Below are 25,513 nucleotides of genomic sequence, written 5' to 3'. Positions count from 1 at the left end.
GAAAGCATGCAATGGATTTTCATGCTGGTCGGCCTGGTCATCGGCGCCGCTGCGGGCGAGTCGATCACCGGGGCGGTATTGGGCGCGGTGGTTGGTCTCGCGCTGGGGCAGACCTTCGCGCTGCACAGCCTGCAACGGGAGAACGCCAGCCTTCGCGGTGAGCTGAAGGCCTTTGGCGAGCGCTTCGACCAGGGCACCAAGGCCCTGTATGAGCGGCTGCTACAGGTGGAGCGTGGCGCGAGCGGGCAGACGCTGCCGCCGGCCGTTGTCGAGTATGTTGCACCGGAAACGCCGGTTGCGCCGGACGTGCCCGAGCCTGAGGCGCCCATCAGCGAACCCGCCGCCGCCGAGCTTGATTGGAACATCGAGCTGCCCGCCGACGAGCTGGCCCCGGCCGCTGCCGCGCGGGTGGAAGCGCCCATCGAGTGGTCCGACCTGGTGCTCGAACCGATGCAAAGGCCTGCCTCCCAGGCTCGCGCCGAGGAGTCCGGGGCCCAGCCGCAGCCGGCTCCTGCCGCACCACCGCTGCCGCCATCTCCGTCCGTGCCTTCCCTGTTCGACCGCGCCTTCGGCGCCGCCCGCGACTGGCTGCTGGGCGGTAACACCGTGCTGCGCGTCGGCGTTGTGCTGCTGTTCCTCGGCCTGGCCTTCCTGCTGCGCTACGCCACCGAAGGCATGACCATGCCGCCGCAAGGCCCCTACATCGGCACCGCCGCCGCCGCGCTGGCGCTGCTCGGGCTCGGTTGGTGGCTGCGTCATCGGCGTCCGGCCTATGCATTGATCCTCCAGGGCACCGGCGTCGCCGTGCTCTACCTGACGGTGTTCGCCAGCATCAAGCTGTACCCGGCGATGAACCATGGCGAAGTGCTGATCGACCCGAAAGCCGGCTTCGTGCTGCTGGTGGCGGTCACCCTGTTCTCGGCGATCCTCGCTATCCTGCAGGATGCCGTGGGCCTTGCCGCCGCCGCAGCGCTGGGCGGTTTCGCCGCGCCGATCCTGGCGTCCACCGGCGGTGGCAGCCATGTCGCGCTGTTCAGCTACTTCGCCCTGCTCAACGCCGGCATCTTCGCCATCGCCTGGTTCAAGGCGTGGCGGATGCTCAACCTGATCGGCTTCTTCGGCACCTTCGGCATCGGCCTGGCCTGGGGGCTGCGGTCGTACAAGCCGGAGCTGTTCGGCACGACCGAGCCGTTCCTGATCCTGTTCTTCCTCACCTACGTCGCCATCGGCCTGCTGTTCGCCCGCCGTCGCCTGCGCGAGGCGGCTGGCGAGCCGGAGGATGATTCCCGCGAGGCACTGCTGCGCTGGTCGGCGCGGCAGACCGACTATGTCGACGGCACTGTGCTGTTCGGCACGCCGCTGGTGGGTTTCGGCCTGCAATACGGGATCATCCAGCACCTGGAGTTCGGCGCGGCGTTCAGCGCCTTGGCGCTGGGCCTGTTCTACATGCTTCTCGCCCGCCTGCTGGCCGGGCGCACCGCCGGCCGCGCGCTGCTGCTGGTGGAAACCTGCCTGGCGCTGGGCGTGGTGTTCGGCACGCTGGCGATCCCGCTGGGCCTGGATGCACGCTGGACCTCCGCCGCCTGGGCCGTGGAAGGCGCCGGCATCTTCTGGCTCGGTCTGCGCCAGCAGCGGCCGCTGGCGCGGATTTTCGCCTTGCTGCTGCAAATCGGTGCGGCGCTGGCCTTCCTCGGCGAACTGCGCGCCGACCCGCAGTCGCTGACGCTGCTCGAAGGCGCACCGCTGGGCGCACTGATGCTCGGTGTGGCGCTGCTGTTCAGCTTCTGGAACCTGCGCAATGCCGATGCGCAAACCCTGCGCAGCTGGGAGCCGAACGCCCGCCCGGTGCTGGCGGCCTTCGGTCTGGCCTTCCTTTACCTGATCGCGCCGCTGCTGATGGGCGCGGACGGAACCGCCATGAGCTGGGCCGTCGCCGGGCTGGCGACCCTGTTCGCCGCGCTGCGCCTGCGCTCGCGCACCTTCCTGGCTTGCGCCTTTGCGGTGCAATTGCTGGGTGGCGCGGTGTTCCTCCTGCATCTGCACGGCGCGCAGGAGGGCAGTGGTGTGCTCGGCTCAGGCTGGCGCGGACTGGTGACTGCCTCGCTGATCGGCCTGGCGCTGATCGCCGCCATGCTGATCGCCGCGCGCGATTCCCTGGTACGTGACGACCGCCGGTTGATGCTCGGCCTGAGCGTAGTCCTGCTGCTGGGCCTGGCCTTCATCAACCTCGCCGTACTCTTCGTGCTGCCATGGCAGACCGCCGCCGCCGTCTGGGCCGGCAGCGGGCTGCTGATCCTCTGGCTGAGCCTGCAGTTGCAGCAGCGCGCGGCCTTCGTCTTCGGCCTGGTGCTGCAGGTGATCGGCGCCGGGGCCTTCCTGCTCGGCGGCTCGGCGCTGTTTGGCGACCTGCCCAGCGAGGGCCTGAAGCCGCTGGCGCACATGGGCTTCTGGACTCCGGCAGTGCTGGCACTGGCCGCGCTGGTAGGCGCCTGGCGTCTGCACCGGGCCAGCGAGCGCGAGCGCAACCTGGCGCTGGGCGGCCTTGGCCTGGAGCAGTTGTCGCAGCTGCTGCTGGTGTGGGGCGCCGGCTGGTGGGCGTTGACCGCGCTGTGGGAGATCGCCCGCTTCGTGCCGAGCGAGATGCGTGAACACACGGCGTTACTGGTGGCGGCGGTCAGCGTCGGCCTCTGGTCGCTGCTGGCGCGCCGCGAGCAATGGCGTGCGCTGGCGCTGCTGTGCCTGGCGCTGGTGCCGGTGTCGTGGGTGGCGCTGGCCAGTGCCTGGAACCTGCAGTACCACCCGCTCGCCGAGCTGGGCTGGCTTGGCTGGCTGGCGGTGTTCGCGGTGCACTTCTTCACTCTGCGCCGGCTCGATGCCTTGCTGCCGCACCGTGCGGCACAGGCAGCCCATGTGCTGGGCTGCTGGCTGATCCTCGGCGTGCTGGCGCTGGAGCTGCGCTACCTGTTCTTCGCCCTGGCCGAGCATTACAACGCCTGGCGCTGGCTGGGCTGGGCGCTGGTGCCGAGCCTGTTCCTCATCCTCATGGGCGGAGTCGCGCGCCTGCCGTGGCCGGTGGCGGCCTTCGAGCGCGAGTACCGCGCCATCGCCGCCGCCCCGGTAGCCCTGGCGCTGCTGGGCTGGTTCTGGCTGGTCAACCTGTTCAGCAACGGCGCGGCCGACCCGCTGCCCTACCTGCCGCTGGTGAACCCGCTGGAGCTGGGCATGCTCATCGTGCTGGCGGCGATCTTCCAGTGGACGCGCCTGGGCCTGCCGCAGCTGGGGGTGGCCGAGTCGACTCTGCGCCTGCCAGTGCAGGCGCTGCTGGGCGCTTCATTGTTCGCCCTGCTGACCATGGCCGTGTGCCGCACCGCCCACCACTGGGGTGGTGTGCCGTTCGAGTTCGATTCCCTCAGCCAGTCCATGCTGGTGCAGGCCGGCCTGTCCATCGTCTGGGCGCTGATCGCCCTGGGCCTGATGATCGCCGGGCACTTGCGCGGCCGCCGCGACTTCTGGCTGGTCGGTGCGGTGCTGCTGGTCGTGGTGGTGATCAAGCTGTTCCTCGTCGACCGCGCCAGCGGCGGCAGCCTGGAACGCATCATTTCCTTCATCGGCGTCGGCGTGCTGATGCTGATCGTCGGCTACTTCGCCCCGCTGCCGCCGCGCCGGCCGGTGCCCGAAGCGCAACCGCAACAGGAGCAACCCTCCGCATGAAGCTCAATACCCTCATCCTGCTCGCCGGTGCCTGCCTGTCGGGCAACCAGGCCAGTGCCGCACCCACGCCGGCGGACTTCGCCAACCGTGTTCCGCTGGAAGTGTCCGGCGACGGTCCGTGGTACCGGGTGCAATTGCCCATCGAGGTGCTGTTCGCGGCCCGCCATGGCGACCTGCGAGACGTGCGCATCTTCAACGCCGAAGGCGAGGCGCTGCCCTACAGCCTGCGCACCAGTGCGGCCAGCGAGAAGGAGGTGCGCAGCGAAGTGCAGGCGCGCATCTTCCCGCTGCGCGGTGCTTCCGGCAGCGCGGCCGGCGACAACCTGAAGATCGTCCGCAGCACCACCGGCACCATCCTCGAAATCACTCCGAACGCGCCTGCCCAGGACAAGACCCAGGTACTGCGCGGCTGGCTGCTGGAAACCGGTTCCGGCGATTTGCCGCTGGACCGCCTGCAGCTGGACTGGACGGCGGACAGCGACGGCTTCCAGCGCCTGCGCATCGAGGCCAGCGACGACCTGGAGCACTGGCGTTCCCTGGGGGAAGGGCAGCTGGCGCGGCTGGATTTCAACGGCCAGCGCATCGAGCAGAACGACATCGCGCTGCCCGGCCAGACGGCGCGCTACATGCGCCTGTGGTGGGAATCGCCGGAGCAGGCCGCACAACTGGTCGGCGCCACGCTCAGTGGCAGCCGCAGCAGTAGCGGCCCGGTGCCGATGCTCTGGTCCGAGCCGCTGGCGGCCAAGGCCGACAACAATGGCGATTTCAGCTGGAGCCTGCCGCTGGCGCTGCCGGTAGAGCGCGTGCGGATTCCCCTGCAGCAGGACAATACCCTGGCGCCGGTGGTGATCTCCGGCCGCCATGACGGCAATGTGCAGTGGACTCCCCTGACGCGCGGCGTGCTGTATCGCCTGCCGGGGCAGGGTGGCGAAATCACCCAGGAGGAGCTGGAACTGCCGGGCACCACCCTGGGCCAGCTGCGTCTGCAGGTGGATTCGCGCGGCGGCGGCCTCGGCGGTTCGACGGCGCACCTGAGCGTGGGCGTTCGCGCCAGCGAACTGGTGTTCCTCGCCCGCGGCGGCGCGCCCTATGAACTGGCGGTGGGCAGCGGCTCGATCAGCGATGGCAGCCTGCCGCTGACTACCCTGGTGCCCGGCTACGAGCCCAAGCGCCTGGCGAGCATGGGCGAGGCGCGGCTCAAGGGCACTCTTCAGGCGCCGGCGACACAATTGCCCGCCGATGTCGCGAAAGCCGATACCCACTGGAAACGCTACGGCCTGTGGGCGCTGCTGCTGGCTGGCGTCGGCCTGCTCGCGCTGATGGCGCTGAGCCTGCTGCGGAGCAATCGCCAGGCGAGCTGATCGACGCGGATCGCCGCAAGATAGGGGTGTCGCCTGTAGAAATTCTGATACTGTCTGGGTTGTTCTGATTACCAATAACAACAAAGCATGGAGTAGCAGAATGATCAGAAAGGCGCTCACCCCGCTGGCGGCTGCGTGCGCGTTGGCCATTGCCGCACAGGCCTCCGCAGCCCCTTCGCCGTATTCCACCCTGGTCGTCTTCGGCGACAGCCTGAGCGATTCCGGACAGTTCGCCGATGCCGGCGGCCCGGCCGGCGCCAGCATCCGCTTCACCAACCGCGTCGGCCCGACCTACCTGGACGGCAGCGGCGAGATCTTCGGCCCCACTGCACCGATGATCCTGGGCGGCAAGCTGGGCATCAGTGGCGCCGACCTGAACCCCTCGACCTCGCTGGTCCCCGGCACCGTGGACGGCAACAACTGGGCAGTCGGCGGCTACCGCACCGACCAGATCTACGATTCGATCACTGCAGCCGGTGGCTCGGTGGTCACCTCCGGTTCCACGAGCCGCACCCGCGACGGCTACCTGGTGAACAACCGCGCCGACCCGAACGCGCTCTACTACCTCACCGGTGGCGGCAACGACTTCCTCCAGCTGCGCATCACCAACGACCCCACAGCCCGCGCTGCGGCCGGCCGCCTGGTGGATAGCGTGGATGCGCTGCACAACGCCGGAGCGCGCTACATCATGGTCTGGCTGTTGCCCGACCTCGGTCAGACCCCGGCCACCAATGGCACTGCGCTGGAGTCCTTCGGCACCCAGCTGTCGGGCATCTTCAACGAGGAGCTGGTCAGCCAGCTGGCGGCCTCCGACGCCAACGTCATTCCGCTGAACATCCCGGCAATGTTCAAGGAAGTACTGGCCAATCCGGGCGCCTATGGCCTGGCCACCGACCAGAACCTGATCGGCACCTGCTTCAGCGGCAACAGCTGCCCCGAGAACGCGGTGTACGGCCGCCACGGCACCAACCCCGATCCGACCAAGCTGATCTTCAACGACGGCGTGCACCCGACCATCGCCGGCCAGAGCCTGATCGCCGACTACGCCTACTCGGTGCTCTCCGCCCCGTGGGAAGCGACCATGCTGCCGGAAATGGCCCTGGGCACGTACAACGCCTACCAGGACCAACTGCGCAGCCAGTGGCTGGCGGACTGGGAAAACTGGCAGGGCACCGGCCAGTGGCGCGGCTTCGTCACCGGGGGCGCACAGCACCTGGACTACGACGATCAGGACAGCGCGGCCGACGGCTCCGGCTACGGCGCCAACCTGACCCTGGGCACCAGCTACCGCCTCGATGACGCCTGGCGTGTCGGCGGCTCGCTGGGCTTCTACCGGCAGAAGCTGGAGCTGGGCTCCGACGACTCCGACTACAAGCTGGGCAGCTACCTGGGCAGCCTGTTCGTGCAGTTCCAGCAGAACCGCTGGTGGGCTGACGCGTCCGTGACCGGCGGCAAGCTCGACTACGAGGACGCCAATCGGAAGTTCTCCATCATCAACCACGAGGTCGAGGAGAAGGCCGATACCGACGGCAGCCTGCTGGCCTTCAGTGGCCGCCTGGGCTACGACATCGCCCAGGGTGGCGAGAACTGGCACCTGTCGCCCTTCGTCAGTGCCGACTGGGCGCGGGTGAAGGTGGACAGCTACGAAGAGGGCAGCGGCCGCTCCACCGCGCTGGCCTTTGAAGAGCAGAACCGCTACTCCCGCCGCCTCGGCGTCGGCCTGCAGGGCAAACTGGACCTGTCCCAGGACACCCAGCTGTTCGGCGAGGTCGCCGTGGAGCGCGAATACGCCGACGACACCCAGAACGTCGGGATGAACTTCACCAGCCTGCCGGACGTCGGCTTCAGCCTGCAGGGCTACACCCCGCAGAGTCACCTGCAGCGTGCCACCATCGGCTTCGCCCAGAAGCTGACCCCGGAGCTGTCGTTGCGTGGCGGCTACAGCGCGCACCGTAGCAGCGACGACCTGGCCCAGGGCGTGAACCTGGCGCTGAGCCTGGACTTCTGATCGTCTGATCCGAGCGTCGCGGGGTGACGGGCGGTTGCGGCCGTCACCCCGCTTACTTTCCAGTGCACCGCTCGCCGCGCGGCCGAAGGTCGCGGGCCGATCGCCTTTGGGGAACTGCCCGTGCGCAGCGGGCTCCAAGCATTCGGCGAGCCTCTGCGCAAGGAGGCATCGCGGTCGTTTCCACGCTAGAATGCGCCCTGATTTTTTCCATCTTCTCCCCTGGAGTCTTCCATGTCCCGCGTTACCCTGAGCCGCTATCTGATCGAGCAGACCCGCAGTCACAACACCCCGGCCGACCTGCGTCACCTCGTGGAAGTGGTGGCCCGCGCGTGCAAGGAGATCAGCCACGCCGTGTCCAAGGGTGCGCTGGGTGGCGTGCTCGGCAGCATGGAAACCGAGAACGTGCAGGGCGAGGTGCAGAAGAAGCTGGACGTGCTGTCCAACGAAATCCTCCTGGAAGCCAACGAGTGGGCCGGTAACCTGGCCGGCATGGCCTCCGAGGAAATGGACCACCCCTACCAGATTCCGGGCAAGTACCCGAAAGGCGCCTACCTGCTGGTCTTCGACCCGCTGGACGGCTCCTCCAACATCGACGTCAACGTCTCGGTCGGTACCATCTTCTCCGTGCTGCGCTGCCCGCAGGAGTACCTGAGCCAGAACGACAGCCTGCGCGAGGAAGCCTTCCTCCAGCCGGGCACCACCCAGGTCGCCGCCGGCTACGCCATCTACGGCCCGCAGACCATGCTGATCCTGACCCTGGGCAACGGCGTGAAAGGCTTCACCCTGGACCGCGAGCTGGGCAGCTTCGTGATGACCCACGACAACATCACCGTGCCCACCAGCACCGCCGAATTCGCCATCAACATGTCCAACCAGCGCCACTGGGAAGCCCCGGTGAAGCGCTACGTCGACGAGCTGCTGGCCGGCAAGGAAGGCCCGCTGGGCAAGAACTACAACATGCGCTGGATCGCCTCCATGGTGGCCGACGTGCACCGCATCCTGACCCGCGGCGGCGTGTTCATGTACCCGCGCGATTCCCGCGAGCCGGAGAAGCCCGGCAAGCTGCGCCTGATGTACGAAGCCAACCCGATGTCCTTCATCATCGAGCAGGCCGGCGGCGCCGCCACCAACGGCCGCCAGCGCATCCTCGACATCCAGCCCGATAGCCTGCACCAGCGTGTTGCGGTGTTCCTGGGCTCGAAGGAAGAAGTCGAGCGCGCCACCGCCTACCACCTGGAAGGCTGATGAGCACCGCGCCCTGGCAGACCCTGCTCGACTGGTGGTTCGGCACTGCGCTGGATGCCAATGAGGTCGCCGCCCAGCGCAACGCGCTGTGGTTCGGCAAGAGCGGCTGCCAGGACGTGGACTCGGAAAACCGTTTCGGCGGCCTGGTGCGCCAGGCCCTGGACGGCGGGCTGCAGGAGTGGGAGCGCGAGCCGCAGAGCTGGCTGGCGCTGATCCTGCTGCTGGACCAGCTGCCGCGCATGGTCTTCCGCGATTCTCCGCGTGCCTACGCCGGCGACGCTCGCGCCCAGCAACTGGTGCGCCAGGGCCTGCAGGCCGGTTTCGACCGCCAGCTGCCGCGCATCGAGCGAGTGTTTGTCTACATCGTGCTGGAGCACGCCGAGGACCTGGCCAGCCAGAACGAGGCAGTGCATCTGTATGAAGCCCTGCAGGGCGAATCCAGCGAGAGCGAGAAGGTGCTGTTCGCCGGCTACCTCGCCTACGCACGCAAGCATCAGGTGGTAATCGAGCGCTTCGGCCGCTTCCCCCACCGCAACGCCATTCTCGGCCGCGACTCCACGGCTGAAGAAGCTTCGTTCCTCACGGAACCTGGCTCACGTTTCTGACTCCAACCCGGCGGCCGAACCGGTCGCCCTGTGCCAAGCTTGTTGGCCTCCCCCCAAAACAATGGAGTTGTCGATGTCCTTCCGCCGCCTCGCGCTCGTCGCGTTCTGTGTCGTCCTGGCCGCTTGCAGCAAAGTGAACCAGGAGAACTATTCCAAGATCAAAACCGGCATGGCCAAGGCTGAAGTGGAAAGCCTGCTCGGCAAGCCCACCGAATGCTCCGGCGCCCTGGGCGTTTCCAGCTGCACCTGGGGTGACGACAAGGCCTTCATCAGCATCCAGTACGCCGGCGACAAAGTGCTGCTGTTCTCCGCCCAGGGTTTGAAATAAGAGCGCCCGGGCAGGGCAGGCGGCCAAGGAGGAGAGAATGCGTCGATACACCCCTCGATCCCTCACCTGGCTGGCCTGCCTCGCCGCCCTGAGTGGCTGCGCGGGCTCCACCCAGCAGCCACCGCAGACCGTGCAGGTCGACCTCAAGCGCTACGAGGGCACCTGGTACGAGCTGGCGCGCAAGCCGATGTTCTTCCAGCGCCAGTGTGCGCAGTCCGAAGCCCACTACCGCCTGCAGGACGATGCCAGCATCGCCGTAACCAACCGCTGCCTGACCAGGGACGGCGAATGGGACCAGGCCGCCGGCCGCGCCGAGGCGCAGGTGCCGGGCCGCACCGACAAGCTCTGGGTGCGCTTCGACAACACCTTCTCGCGGATCTTCCCCGGCCTCGCCAAGGGTGATTATTGGGTGCTCTATGTCGACGACGACTACCAGACCGCGCTGGTCGGCAACCCCAACCGCGAATACCTCTGGCTGCTCTCGCGCCAGCCGGTGGTGCCGGACGCCACCCGCATGAAGCTGCTGGAGCTGGCTCACGAGCGCGGTTACCAGACCGACGACCTGATCTGGCGGGCGGGGGAGACCTCCACCGCGCCCTGACGAAAAAACGCCCCGAGGGGCGTTTTTTCATGGCCGGCATTTCCCGAATCTCACCGTGTGCCTCGACGTAGGATGGAGCGGAGCGATACCCATGCTGTCTAGCCAGGGCTATCGATGGGTATCGCAGCGCTCCACGCCATCCTGCAAAGGCGTTTGGATCAGCCCAGCAGCTCGCGGAGGACGTCCGCGAAATCGTGGGCGCTCTGCTCTTCGAGGGCATGCCGGCCACCGCGCACGCGCCACTGCCCGGCCACCATCACGTCGCGCACCTGGCGATCGCCGCCAGCGAACAGCCAGCGGTTGAGGATGGCGTCGCCACGGGCGGTCTGCAGGTACGGGTCGCCGCCGTCCAGCACCAGCAGGTCGGCGCGCTTGCCCACCGCCAGTCCGCCGGTGGGTTGGCCGAGGGCCTGGGCGCCGCCGGCCAGCGCTGCATCGAACAGGGTGCGGCCGACCATCGGCTGGTCCTGCCCGTAGAGGCGGTTGCGGCGCTGGTCGCGCAGGCGCTGGCCGTATTCCAGCCAGCGCAGTTCCTCGACCACGCTGAGCGATACGTGGCTGTCCGAGCCGATGCCGAAGCGGCCGTGCTGGGCGAGGTAATCCACCGCCGGGAAGATGCCGTCACCCAGGTTCGCCTCGGTGGTCAGGCAGAGGCCGGCGACCGCGCCGCTGCGGGCCATGGCGGTCACTTCGTCGGCTTCGGCGTGGGTGGCGTGGACCAGGCACCAGCGCTCATCCACCTCGACGTTCTCGTACAGCCATTGCAATGGACGACGGCCGCTCCAGGCCAGGCAGTCGTCGACTTCCTTCTGCTGCTCGGCGATGTGGATGTGCACCGGGCAACCGCTGGAATCGGCGCCGAGCACCTCGGCGATCTGCTGCGGCGTCACTGCGCGCAGGGAGTGGAAGCACAGGCCGAGGCCCTGCTGCGGCTGCGTCGCCAGGTGGGCGCGCAGGCCGTCGATCAGTTGCAGGTAGTTTTCGGTGCTGTTGATGAAGCGGCGCTGGCCTTCGCTGGGCGCCTGACCGCCGAAGCCGGCGTGGGAGTAGAGCACCGGCAGCAGGGTCAGGCCGATGCCGGCGTCCGTCGCCGCCTGGCTGACACGCAGGGCCAGTTCCGCCGGGTTGGCGTAGGACTTGCCGTCGACGTCATGGTGCACGTAGTGGAATTCGGCGACGCCGGTGTAGCCGGCCTTGAGCATCTCGATATACAGCTGGCGGGCGATGACGCCGACCTGCTCGGGCGACAGGCGGCCGACCAGGCGATACATCAGGTCGCGCCAGGTCCAGAAGCTGTCGTTGGGGTTGCCGGCGACTTCCGCCAGGCCCGCCATGGCGCGCTGGAAGGCATGCGAATGCAGGTTCGGCATGCCTGCCAGCAGCGGCCCGGCAACCCGTTCGGCGCCCTCTGCACTGGCGTCCGGGGTGATCGCGGTGAACAGGCCGTCGGCATCGATCTCAAGGCGGACATTGCGCGCCCAGCCGGAGGGCAGCAGGGCGGATTCGGCGAACAGGACGGACATGCGCGGGGTCCTCGCGAGCTTCTTGGAATTTGTATATACATATACAGACGTTTGCCGGGGCCGTAAACTGCAAGGCACCCGGCGGTCGTCACAGGACTTGTATGCACCGGTCGAATCCGGTACATGCCGGAGTCAGACCACAGTCGCTTCGCGCCGTCGCCCAGACAAGGAGTTCCCCGTGCCCGCATCGCCCACGCCTACCCCGCCCGCCGAGGGTTCGTCGCTCGCCGCGCAGATGGGGGAAATTCCCGCGCCGCTGTATGCCCGCGTCAAGCAGCTGATCGTCCAGCAGATCCAGTCCGGCACCTGGCCGCCGCACCACCGCGTGCCGTCCGAGGCGGAGCTGGTCGAGGAGCTGAGCGTCAGCCGGATGACCATCAACCGCGCGCTGCGCGAGCTGACCGCCGATGGCCTGCTGGTGCGCATGCAGGGCGTCGGAACTTTCGTCGCCGAACCCAAGGGCCAGTCGGCGCTGTTCCAGGTGCAGAACATCGCCGAGGAAATCACCGCCCGCGGCCACAAGCACCATTGCGTGGTAGTCAGCCTGATCGAAGAACTGGCCACCGCCGAGCGCGCGCTGGCGCTGGACGTACGCGAAGGGCAGCGCATCTTCCACTCGATCATCGTGCACTACGAGAACGACATCCCGGTGCAGATCGAGGACCGCTACGTCAACGCGGCCGTGGCGCCGGACTACATGAAGCAGGATTTCACCGGGCAGACGCCGTTCGCCTACCTCACACAAGTGGCGCCGCTGAGCGAGGGCGAGCATGTGGTCGAGGCGGTGCTGCCCAGCCCGGAGGAATGCAAGCTGCTGTCCGTCGACCGCCATGAGCCGTGCCTGCTGATCCGCCGGCGCACCTGGTCGGGGCGCAATACCGTCACCAGTGCGCGCCTGCTGTATCCGGGCTCGCGCTACCGCCTGGAAGGACGTTTCAGTTCATGATCGCAACCAAGTTGCTGCGCGCCGCCGACTATCCGGCAATGCCCTGGAAGAACGGCGCGGGCACTACCCGCGAGATCGTCCGCGACGCCGGCGACGGCCTGGAAGGTTTCGGCTGGCGCGTGTCCATCGCCGACGTCGGCGCACCGGGCCCGTTCTCCGCGTTCACCGGCTACCGGCGCGTCATCAGCGTGCTGGAAGGCGAGGGTATGCGTCTGAACGTGGATGGCGTCGATTCGCGCGATCTGCGTGCGCTCGATGCCTTTGCCTTCGATGGCGCCAGTGCGGTGGATTGCACGCTGTTGGGCGGCGCGATCCGCGACTTCAACCTGATCTATTCGCCGGCTCGCTACCGTGCGCGCCTGCAATGGCTGAAGCTGGATGGCTCGGCGCACTTCTTCAGCAGCGCTTCGACCGTGCTGCTGTTCAGTGCTGGCGAGGGCATCCATGCCAGCCTGAACGGTGCGGCCAGTGGTGTGCTAGGGCTGCATGACACATTGATCGCCGAGGGCGACGGTTCGTTGCGCGAGTGGCGGTTGACGGTGGTGGGGAGTGCGGATATCTGCGTGATTGAACTCGATGCACGCTGAACAGAAAAGGGCGCCGGGAGGCGCCCTTTGCATTTGCAGGATGTGTGGAGCGAAGCGATACCCATTAATCACAGCGCGGCAATCCGCATGGGTATCGCTCCGCTCCACCCGCCCTACGGCACTGCTTTGACTTGGGCATTCCGGCGCCGCTTCGGCGTACGCGCGGACTCCTTGTTTCGCCCCCTCGGGCGAGTCCCTTTTGGCAAACGCCCCAAAAGGAACCAAAAGGTCTTGCCCCGGACATCCGGTTTTTCGCTTAGGCGAAAAATTCCCTCGTTGAAGCGAAGTTTCAGGGGCACGCTGCGAAGGGCCGTCCCTGGCCCATCGCAGCTCTCGCGGCATCCATGCCGCTCAACCCATGAAACTCCGCTTCAACGAGGCCTCCTGAACGGGGCCGTTCGGAGTGCTTGGACATTTCTCTGGAAGTCTTCACAGCTGGCTCTTCGTAGGAGCGAGCTTGCTCGCGAACCGCATGGCACGGTGTTCCCGTGTAGGAGCGGGCCATGCCCGCGATGGCGTAAAACGCCATCGAACATCTCGTCAGCCGTACAGCCGCGAATAATCGATCCAGCGACTCATCACTCCATCCTCCACCCACGCCCGCGCCGCGGCGATATCCGGGGCGAAGTAGCGGTCCTGCTCGTAGTGCGGCACCTGGCTGCGGATCAGCGTGCGCACTTCCTGCAGTTGTGGAGAACTCTGCAGCGGCGCGTGGAAATCCACGCCTTGCGCGGCGGCGAGCAATTCGATAGCGACCACGCCGGCGCTGTTGCCGGCCATGTCCTGCAGGCGGCGGGCGGCGAAGGTGGCCATGGAGACGTGGTCTTCCTGGTTCGCCGAGGTCGGCAGGCTGTCCACCGAGGCCGGGTGGGCCCAGGTCTTGTTTTCCGAGGCCAGGGCCGCCGAGGTGACCTGGGCGATCATGAAGCCGGAGTTCAGCCCGCCTTCCTTGACCAGGAAGGCCGGCAGCCCGGACATCGCCGGGTCCACCAGTTGGGCGATGCGCCGCTCGGACAGCGCGCCGATCTCCGAGATCGCCAGCGCCAGCACGTCGGAGGCCATGGCCACCGGCTCGGCGTGGAAGTTACCGCCTGACAGAACATCGCCGTCAGCGCTGAATACCAGTGGGTTGTCGGAAACGGCATTGGCCTCGCGCAGGAAAACGCCAGCGGCGAAGCGCAGGTGATCCAGGCACGCGCCCATCACCTGAGGTTGGCAGCGCAGCGAGTACGGGTCCTGCACGCGCTTGCAGTCGATGTGCGAGTGGTTGATCGGGCTGTCGTGCAGCAGCTCGCGGTACAGTGCGGCGACCGCGATCTGCCCCGGCTGGCCGCGTACTTCCTGGATGCGCGCATCGAAGGGCACGAACGAGCCCTTCAGCGCTTCCACCGTCAGGCTGCCGGCGACCACGGCCGAGATGAACAGCTTCTCCGCCGCGAACAACCCGCGCAGGGCCAGCGCGGTGGAAACCTGGGTGCCGTTGATCAGCGCCAGGCCTTCCTTGGGCCCCAGCACCAGCGGCTCGGCGCCGGCGATGGCGAGGCCTTCGGTGGCTTCGAGGATGCGCCCTTCATGGCGCACCTGGCCGACGCCCAGCAGGGTCGAGGACATGTGCGCCAGCGGCGCGAGGTCGCCCGAGGCACCCACCGAGCCTTGCGACGGGATGCACGGGTAGACCCGCGCCTGGTACAGCTTGAGCAGTGTCTCGATCACCGGCAGGCCGACGCCGGAGAAGCCGCGCGCCAGGGAGCCGATCTTCAGCGCCATGATCAGCGCCACGCTGGCGTCGTCCAGCAGCGGGCCGGTGCCGGTGCAGTGGGAGAGGATCAGGTTGCGCTGCAGGGTGGCGAGCTGGTCCTCGGCGATGGAGGTGCGGGCCAGCAGGCCGAAGCCGGTGTTGATGCCGTAGACGGTGCGCTGGTCGGCGATGATCTGGCTGACCGTCTGCGCGCTGCGCAGGATGGCTTCGCGGCAATGGTCCGCGAGCTGCAGGTCGGGTTGGTGCTGGTAGATGGCGCGCAGCTGGTCGAGGTCGAACTGGCCGGGCGTCAGGAGCAGGGTTTCGGACATGTCAGCATCCTGGGTTCGGTGAAAGTGTTACCGTGGATCGTTCCTGTATATACAGGTATAGCAATCGCTATGCCATGGCACGCAGGGGCGCGTGGTTCGGTATTTCACCCTGGCGTGCGGTGGTGCATGGAGGGAGTGAATGTCACCGCCGGTGGCATTTCCAGTCCGATGGTCGTGGGCAAAACGCGGATCGGCGGCTAAACCCAATGGGACACCAACGCGCCCGGAGACGCCCATGTCCACCCCCCGTTGCCTGTTCGCGCTGCTGCTGGCCCTGGGCCTGTGCGCGCAGACCTTCGCCGCCTGCCCCTACCCGAAGCCTGTGGTGTTCGCCGGGCTGAACTGGGAAAGCGGCATGTTCACCACCGACGTGTTGCGCTTCATCCTGGAGAAGGGCTACGGCTGTCAGACCGACGCCGTGCCGGGTAACACCGTAACCATGGAGAACGCGCTGAAGCAGAACGACATCCAGGTCACCGGCGAGCAATGGGCCGGGCGCAGCACCGTCTGGCAGCAGGCGGAGAAGGCCGGCCAGGTGTTCTCCGTGGGCGAGACGGTGAAGGGCGCGAATGAGGGCTGGTGGGTGCCGGATTACGTGGTGCACGGCGACGCGAAGCGGGGCATCAAGGCCTCCGCGCCGGAGCTGAAGTCCGTCAGCGACCTGCCTAGGTACAAGGTGCTGTTCAAGGATGACGAGGAGCCGGACAAGGGTCGCTTCTACAACTGCCCCACCGGCTGGACCTGCGAGATCGTCAACACGCAGAAGCTCAAGGCCTACGGGCTCACGGACAGCTTCGTGAACTTCCGCACCGGCGCCGGTCCTGCGCTGGATGCGGCGATCAGCTCGGCCATCGCCCAGGGCAAGCCGGTGCTCTTCTATTACTGGGCACCGACGCCGCTGCTGGGGCGCTTCAAGCTGGTGCAGCTGGAGGAGCCGCCGTTCGACGAGGCAGCGTGGAAGACCCTGACCGACGCCAACGATCCCAACCCGAAGGGCTCGCGCTCGCTGCCGGCGAAGATCAGCATCGGCGTGTCCCGCGACTTCCATGACAAGGCGCCGGCGCTGGTGCAGGTGTTCGAGAAGGTCGAGCTGCCGTTGCCGCTGTTCAACGCGCTGCTGGCGGACATGGCCGAGCACCACCGGGACGTGGCGGACGTGCGGGCGAAGTTCTTCCGCGAGCACCGGGAGCTTTGGTCGAAGTGGGTGACGGCGGAGGCGGCGACGCGGATCGATGCGGCGTTGAAGTAGCGCGGCAGTATGCGGTTCGCTGCCGACTTGCATTTCCTGCTCGGACATAGCTTGTCTATACAACCTGTGTCCCTTGGTAGCGAGCGGTGTTACCGAACGCAACGAAACGGTGCAGCGAAGCCTGCTTCTGGTGCAATTGTCTGAAGGACAGCGGTTGCTGTCAGCCGCTGCCGAGTTACTGATTTTCTGTTTTAATCCTTATATATCAATAATTTAATCAATTTTTTCAGCTGCCGGAATACCCCGCCAGCCAAGGTTGGCCCTCGCTTTGCTTATACTTGTACATACAAGCATAGACATGATGGTGGCGACCCCTCGACACCGTCTCACGAACTGCCAGGCCGCCCCCACGGCCAACGACCCGAGCAAAGCGAAGGAGCCTTCCGTGACCAAATTCCGCGACGTCGAAATCCGTGCCCCGCGCGGCACCCAACTGAACGCCAAGAGCTGGCTGACCGAAGCGCCGCTGCGCATGCTGATGAACAACCTCGACCCGGAAGTTGCCGAGAACCCGAAGGAACTGGTGGTGTACGGCGGCATCGGCCGCGCCGCGCGCAACTGGGAGTGCTACGACAAGATCGTCGCGACCCTGAAGGAGCTGAATGAAGACGAGACCCTGCTGGTGCAATCGGGCAAGCCGGTCGGCGTCTTCAAGACCCACGCCAACGCCCCGCGCGTGCTGATCGCCAACTCCAACCTGGTGCCGCACTGGGCCAACTGGGAACACTTCAACGAACTCGATGCCAAGGGCCTGGCGATGTACGGCCAGATGACCGCCGGCTCGTGGATCTACATCGGCAGCCAGGGCATCGTCCAGGGCACCTACGAAACCTTCGTCGAGGCCGGCCGTCAGCACTACGACGGCAACCTCAAGGGCCGCTGGGTGCTCACCGCAGGCCTGGGCGGCATGGGCGGCGCCCAGCCGCTGGCCGCGACCCTGGCCGGCGCCTGCTCGCTGAACATCGAGTGTCAGCAGAGCCGCATCGATTTCCGCCTCGCCAGCCGCTACGTCGACGAGCAGGCCAAGGACCTCGACGATGCCTTGGCGCGCATCGCCCAGTACACCGCCGAAGGCAAGGCCATCTCCATCGCCCTGCTGGGCAACGCTGCGGAAATCCTCCCGGAACTGCTCAAGCGCGGCGTGCGTCCGGACATGGTCACCGACCAGACTTCCGCCCACGACCCGCTCAACGGCTACCTGCCCGCCGGCTGGACCTGGGAACAGTACCGCGACCGCGCTCAGACCGACCCGGCAGCCGTGGTGAAAGCCGCCAAGCAGTCCATGGCCGTGCACGTCAAAGCCATGCTGGAGTTCCAGAAGCAGGGCATCCCGACCTTCGACTACGGCAACAACATCCGCCAGATGGCCAAGGAAGAGGGCGTGGACAACGCCTTCGACTTCCCCGGCTTCGTCCCGGCCTACATCCGCCCGCTGTTCTGCCGTGGCGTCGGTCCGTTCCGCTGGGCCGCGCTGTCGGGCGACGCCGAGGACATCTACAAGACCGACGCCAAGGTGAAGGAGCTGATCCCGGACGACGCCCACCTGCACCGCTGGCTGGACATGGCCCGCGAGCGCATCAGCTTCCAGGGCCTGCCGGCACGCATCTGCTGGGTCGGCCTGGGTCAGCGCGCCAAGCTCGGCCTGGCGTTCAACGAAATGGTCCGCAGCGGCGAGCTGAAAGCGCCGATCGTGATCGGCCGCGACCACCTCGACTCCGGCTCGGTGTCCAGCCCGAACCGTGAAACCGAGGCCATGCAGGATGGCTCCGACGCCGTGTCCGACTGGCCGCTGCTCAACGCCCTGCTGAACACCGCCAGCGGCGCCACCTGGGTTTCGCTGCACCACGGCGGCGGCGTGGGCATGGGCTTCTCCCAGCACTCGGGCATGGTGATCGTCTGCGACGGCACCGACGAAGCGGCGGCGCGCATCGCCCGCGTCCTGACCAACGACCCAGGCACCGGCGTGATGCGCCATGCCGACGCCGGCTACCAGATCGCCATCGACTGCGCGAAGGAGCAGGGCCTGAACCTGCCGATGATCACCGGCAAGTAATCGCGTGGGGCGGATAACGCTGGCGCGTTATGCGCCCTACGGACCGGTAATTCGGTAGCAGAAATTCAGGACCAGGGAGAGGGCCGCCGCACGGTGTCGTGCGGCGGCCCGGTCCGTGAAGCAGCAGTACATCGACAGACAATAAATCCCTTCGGGAGAACAATAACGATGTCCCAGGCCAGTGATAGCTCCAAACCCCTGATCGAAGTGCGTTCGATCAACTACATCCCCGAGGCCGAGCGCCACGGCAAGCTCTACAGCCAGTTCACCCTGTGGCTGGGTGCCAACCTGCAGATCACCGCCATCGTCACCGGCGCCCTGGCCGTGGTGCTGGGCGGCGATGTGTTCTGGTCGCTGATCGGCCTGCTCATCGGCCAGCTGCTGGGCGGCGGCGTGATGGCGCTGCATGCCGCGCAAGGGCCGAAGCTCGGCCTGCCGCAGATGATCTCCAGCCGCGTGCAGTTCGGCGTCTACGGCGCGGCCATTCCGATCGTGCTGGTGTGCCTGATGTACCTGGGCTTCACCGCCACCGGCACGGTGCTGTCCGGCCAGGCGCTGGGCCAGCTGTTCGGCGTCAGCGACAGCGTCGGCATCCTGATGTTCGCCAGCGTGATCGTGCTGGTGACCGTGCTCGGCTACCGGGTGATCCACGTGATCGGCCGCATCGCCAGCGTCATCGGGGTGATAGCCTTCATCTACCTGTTCAGCCGCCTGGTGAACCAGACCGACGTCAGCGCGCTGCTGCAGATTCGTCATTTCAGCTGGAGCAGCTTCCTGCTCGCGGTGTCCTTGGCGGCGTCCTGGCAGATCGCCTTCGGCCCCTATGTCGCCGACTACTCGCGCTACCTGCCGAGCAAGACTTCCTCGGTGAAGACCTTCCTCGCCGTGGGCGCAGGCTCAGTGATCGGCGCGCAGGTGGCGATGATCTTCGGCGTGTTCGCCGCGGCCGGGGCCAACGGCCAGTTCGCCGGCCATGAAGTGGCCTACATCGTCGGCCTGAGCGGCAGTGGCGCCGTCGCCGCGCTGCTGTATTTCAGCATCGCCTTCGGCAAGATCACCATCTCGACGCTGAACTCCTACGGCAGCTTCATGTGCATCGCCACGGTGATCAGCGGCTTCCGTGGCCACCTGGAAGTGAGCCGCGTGCAGCGCCTGGTATTCGTCCTGCTGATCGTCGGCGCCGCGACCCTGATCGCGCTGCTCGGCCAGCATTCGTTCCTCGGCGCCTTCAAGTCCTTCATCCTCTTCCTGCTGGCCTTCTTCACCCCGTGGAGCGCGGTCAACCTGGTCGACTACTACTGCATCACCCGCGAGCACTACGACGTGCCGGCGCTGGCTGATCCCGATGGCCGCTACGGCCGCTGGAACATCCCCGGCATCAGCGTCTACGTGATCGGCGTGCTGGTGCAGCTGCCCTTCATCTCCACCAAGTTCTACACCGGCCCGCTGGTGGATGCCCTGGGTGGCGTGGATATCTCCTGGATCATCGGCCTCGTGGTTCCGGCCGTTCTCTATTACCTGGTCGCCCGCCGCATCACGCGGGCAGTACCGGACCGGCTGATCCTGCCGGCCCGCACCTGAACAGACCGGCCCGGCCGCGCGGCCACAAGCACGCGCGGCCCTTGCACTGCCCAACCTCATTCACGTTTAGGAGCATCAGATGAACAACACCAAGAAGACGCTGCTGGGCCTGTTCCTGTCCGCCGGACTGCTGGGCGGCACCCTGGCGTCGGCCCAGGCCGCCGGCTGGTGCGAGAGTGGCAAGCCGGTGAAGTTCGCCGGGCTGAACTGGGAGAGCGGCATGCTGCTCACCGACCTCATGCAGATCATCCTGAAGAACGGCTACGGCTGCGAAACCGACAGCCTGCCGGGCAACTCCATCACCATGGAGCAGGCGCTGGCGAACAACGACATCCAGATATTCAGTGAGGAATGGATCGGCCGCAGCGACGCCTGGAACAAGGCCGCCGCCGCTAACAAGGTGGTCGGCGTGGGCGCGCCCATCGTCGGCGCCACCGAGGGCTGGTACGTACCGCGCTTCGTGATCGAGGGCGACAAGGCGCGAAACATCGAAGCCAAGGCGCCGAACCTGAAGGCCGTGACCGACCTTGCGCAGTACTCCGAAGTCTTCCGCGACCCGGAAGAGCCGGGCAAGGGCCGCTTCTACAACTGCCCGGCCGGCTGGACCTGCGAGCTGGAAAACTCCGAGATGCTGAAGAAGTACGGCCTCGAGGACAAGTACACCAACTTCCGCCCCGGCACCGGCCCGGCCCTGGATGCCGCCGTGCTGTCGAGCTACAAGCGCAAGGAGCCTATCCTCTTCTACTACTGGTCGCCGACGCCGCTGATGGGCCAGGCCGACCTGGTGAAGCTGGACGAGCCGGGCGTGAACAAGGACGTGAAGATCCAGGTCGGCCTGTCCAAGGCCTTCCACGATCAGGCCCCGGAACTGGTGGCGGTGCTGGAGAAGGTCAACCTGCCCATCGACCTGCTGAACCAGAACCTGGCGAAGATGGCCAAGGAGAAACTCTCCTCCGAGCAACTGGCCAAGGCCTTCCTCAAGGAGCACCCGGAGGTGTGGACCACCTGGGTCAGCGAGGACGCTGCGAAGAAGGTCCAGGCCGCGCTCTGACGCTGCCGAATCCGGGGAGGCTCTGCTTCCCCGGTGATGCCCACTCCTGACGAGTACGTGCCATGTTTCCCGAACGCTTCACTTTCTCCATCGCCGACTGGGTCAACGGTTGGGTCGATGCCCTGGTTACCAACTACGGCGACGTGTTCCGCCACATCTCCGACACCCTGCTGTGGGCCATCGTCAACCTGGAGAGCGTGCTGCGGGCCACTCCCTGGTGGCTGATGCTGGCCATCGTCGCCGGCATCGCCTGGCACGCCACCCGGCGCATCCTGCCGACCGTGGTCATCGTCGGCCTGCTGTTCCTGGTAGGCGCCGTAGGCCTGTGGGACAAGCTGATGCAGACCCTCGCGCTGATGATGGTGGCAACTATCATCTCGGTGCTGATCGGCATCCCGCTGGGCATCGTCGCTGCCCGCAGCGACCGCTTCCGCGCGGTGCTGCTGCCGATGTTGGACATCATGCAGACCATGCCCAGCTTCGTGTACCTGATCCCGGTGCTGATGCTGTTCGGCCTGGGCAAGGTGCCGGCGATCTTCGCCACCGTGATCTACGCCGCTCCGCCGCTGATCCGCCTCACCGACCTGGGGATTCGCCAGGTCGACCGCGAGGTGATGGAAGCCATCACCGCCTTCGGCGCCAACCGCCGCCAGCAACTGTTCGGCGTGCAGCTGCCGCTGGCGCTGCCGAGCATCATGGCCGGCATCAACCAGACCACCATGATGGCCCTGTCGATGGTGGTCATCGCCTCGATGATCGGGGCCCGCGGGCTGGGCGAGGACGTGCTGGTGGGCATCCAGACGCTCAACGTCGGCAAGGGGCTCGAAGCGGGTCTGGCCATCGTCATCCTCGCCGTGGTCATCGACCGCATCACCCAGGCTTACGGCCGCTCGCGCCACCATGAGGCCAGCAAATGAGCAAGATCCAGGTCAAGAACGTCTACAAGATCTTCGGCGCCAAGGCCGATGCGGCGCTGGCGATGATCCGCCAGGGCAAGAGCAAGGCCGAGGTGCTCGCCGCCACCGATTGCGTGGTCGGCGTCAACGACCTCTCGCTGTCCATCGAGGCCGGGGAAATCTTCGTCATCATGGGCCTGTCCGGCTCCGGCAAGTCGACCCTGGTGCGCCACTTCAACCGCCTGATCGACCCCACCAGCGGGCAGATCCTGGTAGATGGCGAGGATGTGCTCGCCTATGACTCGGCCGCGCTGGAGAACTTCCGCCGGCGCAAGATCAGCATGGTGTTCCAGAGCTTCGGTCTGCTGCCGCACAAGAGCGTGCTCGACAACGTCGCCTACGGCCTGAAGATCCGTGGCGAGAGCAAGGCGCTGTGCCAGGAGCGCGCGCTGCACTGGATCGCCACCGTGGGCCTGAAGGGCTACGAGAAGTCCTACCCGCACCAGCTTTCCGGCGGCATGCGCCAGCGCGTCGGCCTGGCCCGCGCACTGGCCGCGGACACCGACATCATCCTCATGGACGAAGCCTTCAGCGCCCTCGACCCGCTGATCCGCGCGGATATGCAGGACCAGCTGCTGGAGCTGCAGAAGACCCTGCACAAGACCATCGTCTTCATCACCCACGACCTCGATGAAGCCGTGCGTATCGGCAACCGGATCGCCATCCTCAAGGACGGCCAGCTGATCCAGGTGGGCGCGCCCGCCGACATCCTGCACAAGCCCGCCGACGAGTACGTCGACCGCTTCGTCCAGCGCCGCGTCGCCGCGCTGTAACACCATTCGCCGGCGGGGAAGGGGGCTTCCCCGCCTACAGGAGTTCCGCATGTCGTCCTCTTCCACCATCACCTTCGGCAACGGCCCGCTGCGCTGGCAGGACCTGGTCGAGGTGGCCCGCCAGGGCGCGCACCTGCAACTGTCGACGGCCGCCTGGGCGCGCATCGACAACGCCCACGGCATCGTCGAGAGCATCGTCAGCCGGGGCGAGCGGGCCTATGGCATCAGCACCGGCCTGGGTGCGCTGTGCAACGTGGTGCTGCAGGGCGAGCAACTGGCGCAGCTGTCGCGCAACACCTTGCTCAGCCATGCATGCGGCGTGGGCGAGCCGCTCAAGGACGAACAGACCCGCGCGATCATCGCCGCCGCCATCGCCAACTACAGCCATGGCAAATCCGGCCTGCACCGTCGCGTGGTGGAAGCACTGCTGGCGCTGCTCAACCACGGCATCACCCCGCGCGTACCGGCACAGGGCTCGGTGGGCTACCTGACCCACATGGCCCATGTCGGCGTGGCGCTGCTCGGGATCGGTGAAGTGAGCTATCGCGGCGAAGTGGTTCCGGCCTTCCAGGCGCTGGCCGCCGAAGGCCTGGAGCCGGTGCAGCTGGGCGCCAAGGACGGGCTCTGCCTGGTCAACGGCACACCCTGCATGACCGGCCTGAGCTGCCTCGCCCTCGACGAGGCAAACCGCCTCGCGCAGTGGGCCGACGTGATCGGCGCCATGAGCTTCGAAGCCCTGCGCGGGCAGATCGACGCGTTCGATGCCGAGATCATCGCGCTCAAGCCGCATCCGGGCATGCAGAAGGTCGGCGCCAACCTGCGCGCGCTGCTCGAGGGCAGCGAAGTGATCGCGAGCAGCAAGGGTATCCGCACGCAGGACGCCCTGAGCATTCGCTCCATGCCGCAGATCCACGGCGCCTGCCGCGACCAGTTGGAGCATGCGGCGAAACAGATCGAGACCGAACTCAATTCCGCCACCGACAACCCGCTGGTGCTGGGTACGCCGGACGACTACCGGGTGGTGTCCCAGGCCAACCCCCACGGCGAATCCGTGGCCATGGCCGCCGACCTGCTGGCAATCGCCGTGGCCGAGCTGGGCGGGGTCTCCGAGCGACGCCTGGACCGCCTGATCAACCCGCTGGTCAGCGGCCTGCCGGCCTTCCTGGTCAGCCAGCCGGGGGTCAACTCGGGGATGATGATCGTGCAGTACGTCGCCGCCTCGCTGGCCGGCGAGAACCGCCAGCTGGCGCAGCCGGCGGTGGTGGACAACTTCGTCACCTCCGGCCTGCAGGAAGACCACCTGAGCCTGGGCACCAGCGCCGCGCTCAAGCTCGGCCGCGCCCTGGACAACAGCCGGCGCATCCTCGCCATCGAATACCTGCTGGCCGCCCAGGCCTTCGAATTCCTCAAGCCGCAGCGCTTCGGCAGCGGCACCGACTGCGCCTGGAGCCTGCTGCGCGAGCAGGTGCCGGCCTATGACAGCGATCGCTGGCTGGCGCCGGACATCGCCCGCGCCGCCGAGCTGCTGGCCAACCCGGCGGCGCTGCACAGCGTCGGCGCGAGCATCGGGAGACTGCAATGAAGCACCTCTGGCAGCACTGCCACGCAGCGACCATGAAGGACGGCCGTTACTCGATCATCGAGGACGCCGCGATCATCACCGAGGGCGAGCGCATCATCTGGATCGGCCCGCGCGCCGAACTGCCCGAACGCCCCATCCAGAGCACCGACCTGGGCGGCGCCTGGGTCACGCCCGGCTTCATCGACTGCCATACCCACCTGGTGTTCGGCGGTGACCGCAGCGGCGAGTTCGAGCAGCGCCTGAACGGTGTCAGCTATGCCGAGATCGCCGCAGTCGGCGGCGGTATCGCCAGTACCGTGCGCGCCACCCGCGAAGCCAGCGAGGACGAACTGCTGGCCAGCGCCATCAAGCGCGCCCGCCCGCTGCTGGCCGATGGCGTGACCGTGCTGGAAGTGAAATCCGGCTACGGCCTGGACCTGGACAGCGAGCAGCGCATGCTGCGGGTTGCCCGTCGCTTGGAGCAGGAGCTGCCGGTGACGGTGCGCACCACCTGCCTGTCCGCCCACGCCTTGCCGCCGGAATACGCCGGCCGCGCTGACGAGTACATCGAGCAGGTCTGCAATCACATCCTCCCGGCGCTGGCCGAAGAGGGGCTGGTGGACGCGGTAGACGCCTTCTGCGAGCACCTGGCGTTCTCCCCGGCGCAGGTCGAGCGGGTATTCCAGGCAGCCCAGCGCCTGGGCTTGCCGGTGAAGCTGCATGCCGAGCAACTGTCCTCGCTGCATGGCTCCAGCCTCGCTGCGCGCTATGGCGCGCTGTCCGCCGACCACCTGGAATTCATGGACGAGAGCGACGCCATCGCCATGGCCGAGGCCGGCACCGTCGCCGTGCTGCTACCGGGGGCCTTCTTCGTCCTGCGCGAAACCCAGCTGCCGCCGATGGATGCCCTGCGCAAGCACGGCGTGCACATCGCCATTGCCAGCGATCTCAACCCCGGCACCTCGCCCGCGCTGTCCCTGCGCCTGATGCTGAACATGGCCTGCACCGCCTTCCGCCTGACCCCGGAAGAAGCGCTGGCCGGCGTCACCCTCAACGCCGCGCGCGCACTGGGCATGGCCGGCAGCCACGGCAGCCTGGAAGCGGGCAAGGTCGCCGACTTCATCGCCTGGGACATCCAGCGCCCCGCCGAACTCGCCTACTGGCTCGGCGGTGACCTGCCCAAGCGTGTCATTCGTCACGGCGAAGAGCTGTGAGTCTGCTCTTCGTAGGAGCGAGATTGCTCGCGAACAGCCCCGCTGCGGAGCTCGGTTCGCGAGCAATAACGATGGCGTCCCCCTCGCTCC

General features: G+C 67.0%; 19 protein-coding genes. 17 read left to right on the top strand and 2 right to left on the bottom strand.

Features of this window, described 5'->3' with window-relative positions; all coding sequences use genetic code 11:
* The first annotated feature begins 6 nt into the window (after nucleotides 1–6).
* The 7 genes from IB261_RS27910 to IB261_RS27880 all read left to right on the top strand — a co-directional run bounded on the left by IB261_RS27910 (nucleotide 7) and on the right by IB261_RS27880 (nucleotide 9,859).
* A complete protein-coding gene (locus IB261_RS27910; RefSeq protein ID WP_192383663.1) occupies nucleotides 7–3,711 on the top strand; it encodes a DUF2339 domain-containing protein in 3,705 nt (1,234 codons plus the stop codon).
* On the top strand, nucleotides 3,708–5,072 hold the full coding sequence (locus tag IB261_RS27905) for a DUF3999 domain-containing protein (RefSeq protein ID WP_192383664.1): 1,365 nt from the start codon (nucleotides 3,708–3,710) through the stop codon (nucleotides 5,070–5,072). Before IB261_RS27910 ends, IB261_RS27905 begins: the two co-directional genes overlap by 4 nt.
* 100 nt (nucleotides 5,073–5,172) lie before the next feature.
* Nucleotides 5,173–7,080, top strand: coding sequence for an esterase EstP (gene estP, locus IB261_RS27900; protein WP_192383665.1), 1,908 nt, complete (start codon nucleotides 5,173–5,175; stop codon nucleotides 7,078–7,080).
* 231 nt (nucleotides 7,081–7,311) lie between these two features.
* Nucleotides 7,312–8,325: a class 1 fructose-bisphosphatase gene (locus IB261_RS27895; protein WP_081515358.1), complete on the top strand. Its 1,014-nt coding sequence runs from the start codon at nucleotides 7,312–7,314 to the stop codon at nucleotides 8,323–8,325.
* A complete protein-coding gene (locus IB261_RS27890) occupies nucleotides 8,325–8,930 on the top strand; it encodes a DUF924 family protein (RefSeq protein ID WP_192383666.1) in 606 nt (201 codons plus the stop codon). Before IB261_RS27895 ends, IB261_RS27890 begins: the two co-directional genes overlap by 1 nt.
* A gap of 73 nt (nucleotides 8,931–9,003) precedes the next feature.
* A complete protein-coding gene (gene bamE, locus IB261_RS27885) occupies nucleotides 9,004–9,258 on the top strand; it encodes an outer membrane protein assembly factor BamE domain-containing protein (RefSeq protein ID WP_081515360.1) in 255 nt (84 codons plus the stop codon).
* A gap of 37 nt (nucleotides 9,259–9,295) precedes the next feature.
* Entirely contained in the window at nucleotides 9,296–9,859 is a 564-nt protein-coding gene (locus IB261_RS27880) for a lipocalin family protein (protein ID WP_192225157.1), read from the top strand.
* A 158-nt stretch (nucleotides 9,860–10,017) separates the two neighbouring features.
* On the opposite strand, the gene IB261_RS27875 is transcribed toward IB261_RS27880, so the two are convergent.
* The gene (locus tag IB261_RS27875; RefSeq protein ID WP_192383667.1) at nucleotides 10,018–11,382 is read right to left on the bottom strand and encodes a formimidoylglutamate deiminase; all 1,365 of its coding nucleotides are present in this window, start codon (nucleotides 11,380–11,382) and stop codon (nucleotides 10,018–10,020) included.
* Nucleotides 11,383–11,617: 235 nt separating this feature from the next.
* On the opposite strand from IB261_RS27875, the gene hutC reads away from it, so the two are divergent.
* Together hutC and IB261_RS27865 are read left to right on the top strand one after the other, a co-directional pair.
* A complete protein-coding gene (gene hutC / locus IB261_RS27870; RefSeq protein WP_192383844.1) occupies nucleotides 11,618–12,328 on the top strand; it encodes a histidine utilization transcriptional repressor HutC in 711 nt (236 codons plus the stop codon).
* Nucleotides 12,325–12,915 (top strand): HutD/Ves family protein, encoded by a 591-nt coding sequence (locus IB261_RS27865; protein WP_192383668.1) that lies wholly within the window; start codon nucleotides 12,325–12,327, stop codon nucleotides 12,913–12,915. The genes hutC and IB261_RS27865 overlap by 4 nt, the downstream gene beginning before the upstream one ends.
* A 540-nt stretch (nucleotides 12,916–13,455) precedes the next feature.
* Here the strand turns inward: IB261_RS27865 and hutH (IB261_RS27860) are convergent.
* Complete coding sequence (gene hutH / locus IB261_RS27860) at nucleotides 13,456–14,985, bottom strand: histidine ammonia-lyase (RefSeq protein WP_192383669.1); 1,530 nt, start codon at nucleotides 14,983–14,985, stop codon at nucleotides 13,456–13,458.
* Nucleotides 14,986–15,220: 235 nt separating this feature from the next.
* Between hutH (IB261_RS27860) and IB261_RS27855 the strand changes: the two genes are divergently transcribed.
* The 8 genes from IB261_RS27855 to hutI all read left to right on the top strand — a co-directional run bounded on the left by IB261_RS27855 (nucleotide 15,221) and on the right by hutI (nucleotide 25,423).
* Nucleotides 15,221–16,234, top strand: a complete 1,014-nt coding sequence (locus tag IB261_RS27855; RefSeq protein ID WP_192383670.1) for an ABC transporter substrate-binding protein — start codon at nucleotides 15,221–15,223, stop codon at nucleotides 16,232–16,234.
* A 385-nt stretch (nucleotides 16,235–16,619) separates the two neighbouring features.
* Entirely contained in the window at nucleotides 16,620–18,287 is a 1,668-nt protein-coding gene (hutU, locus tag IB261_RS27850; protein ID WP_192383671.1) for a urocanate hydratase, read from the top strand.
* A gap of 168 nt (nucleotides 18,288–18,455) precedes the next feature.
* On the top strand, nucleotides 18,456–19,868 hold the full coding sequence (locus IB261_RS27845) for a purine-cytosine permease family protein (RefSeq protein ID WP_192225161.1): 1,413 nt from the start codon (nucleotides 18,456–18,458) through the stop codon (nucleotides 19,866–19,868).
* A gap of 79 nt (nucleotides 19,869–19,947) precedes the next feature.
* Nucleotides 19,948–20,919 (top strand): ABC transporter substrate-binding protein, encoded by a 972-nt coding sequence (locus tag IB261_RS27840; protein WP_081515368.1) that lies wholly within the window; start codon nucleotides 19,948–19,950, stop codon nucleotides 20,917–20,919.
* Nucleotides 20,920–20,981: 62 nt separating this feature from the next.
* Nucleotides 20,982–21,836, top strand: a complete 855-nt coding sequence (locus IB261_RS27835; protein ID WP_045215843.1) for an ABC transporter permease — start codon at nucleotides 20,982–20,984, stop codon at nucleotides 21,834–21,836.
* A complete protein-coding gene (locus IB261_RS27830) occupies nucleotides 21,833–22,648 on the top strand; it encodes a quaternary amine ABC transporter ATP-binding protein (RefSeq protein WP_081515369.1) in 816 nt (271 codons plus the stop codon). Before IB261_RS27835 ends, IB261_RS27830 begins: the two co-directional genes overlap by 4 nt.
* Nucleotides 22,649–22,697: 49 nt before the next feature.
* Nucleotides 22,698–24,230 carry a histidine ammonia-lyase gene (gene hutH / locus IB261_RS27825; RefSeq protein ID WP_192225163.1) on the top strand — a complete coding sequence of 511 codons (1,533 nt, stop codon included), beginning with the start codon at nucleotides 22,698–22,700 and terminating at the stop codon, nucleotides 24,228–24,230.
* A complete protein-coding gene (gene hutI / locus IB261_RS27820; RefSeq protein WP_192383672.1) occupies nucleotides 24,227–25,423 on the top strand; it encodes an imidazolonepropionase in 1,197 nt (398 codons plus the stop codon). The genes hutH (IB261_RS27825) and hutI overlap by 4 nt, the downstream gene beginning before the upstream one ends.
* The last annotated feature ends 90 nt before the right edge of the window (nucleotides 25,424–25,513 follow it).

Source organism: Pseudomonas sp. PDM20 (assembly GCF_014852575.3).
GTDB lineage: Bacteria > Pseudomonadota > Gammaproteobacteria > Pseudomonadales > Pseudomonadaceae > Pseudomonas.
The sequence above is the reverse complement of the archived record's forward strand: the minus strand, read 5'-3'. Positions and strand labels throughout refer to the sequence as shown.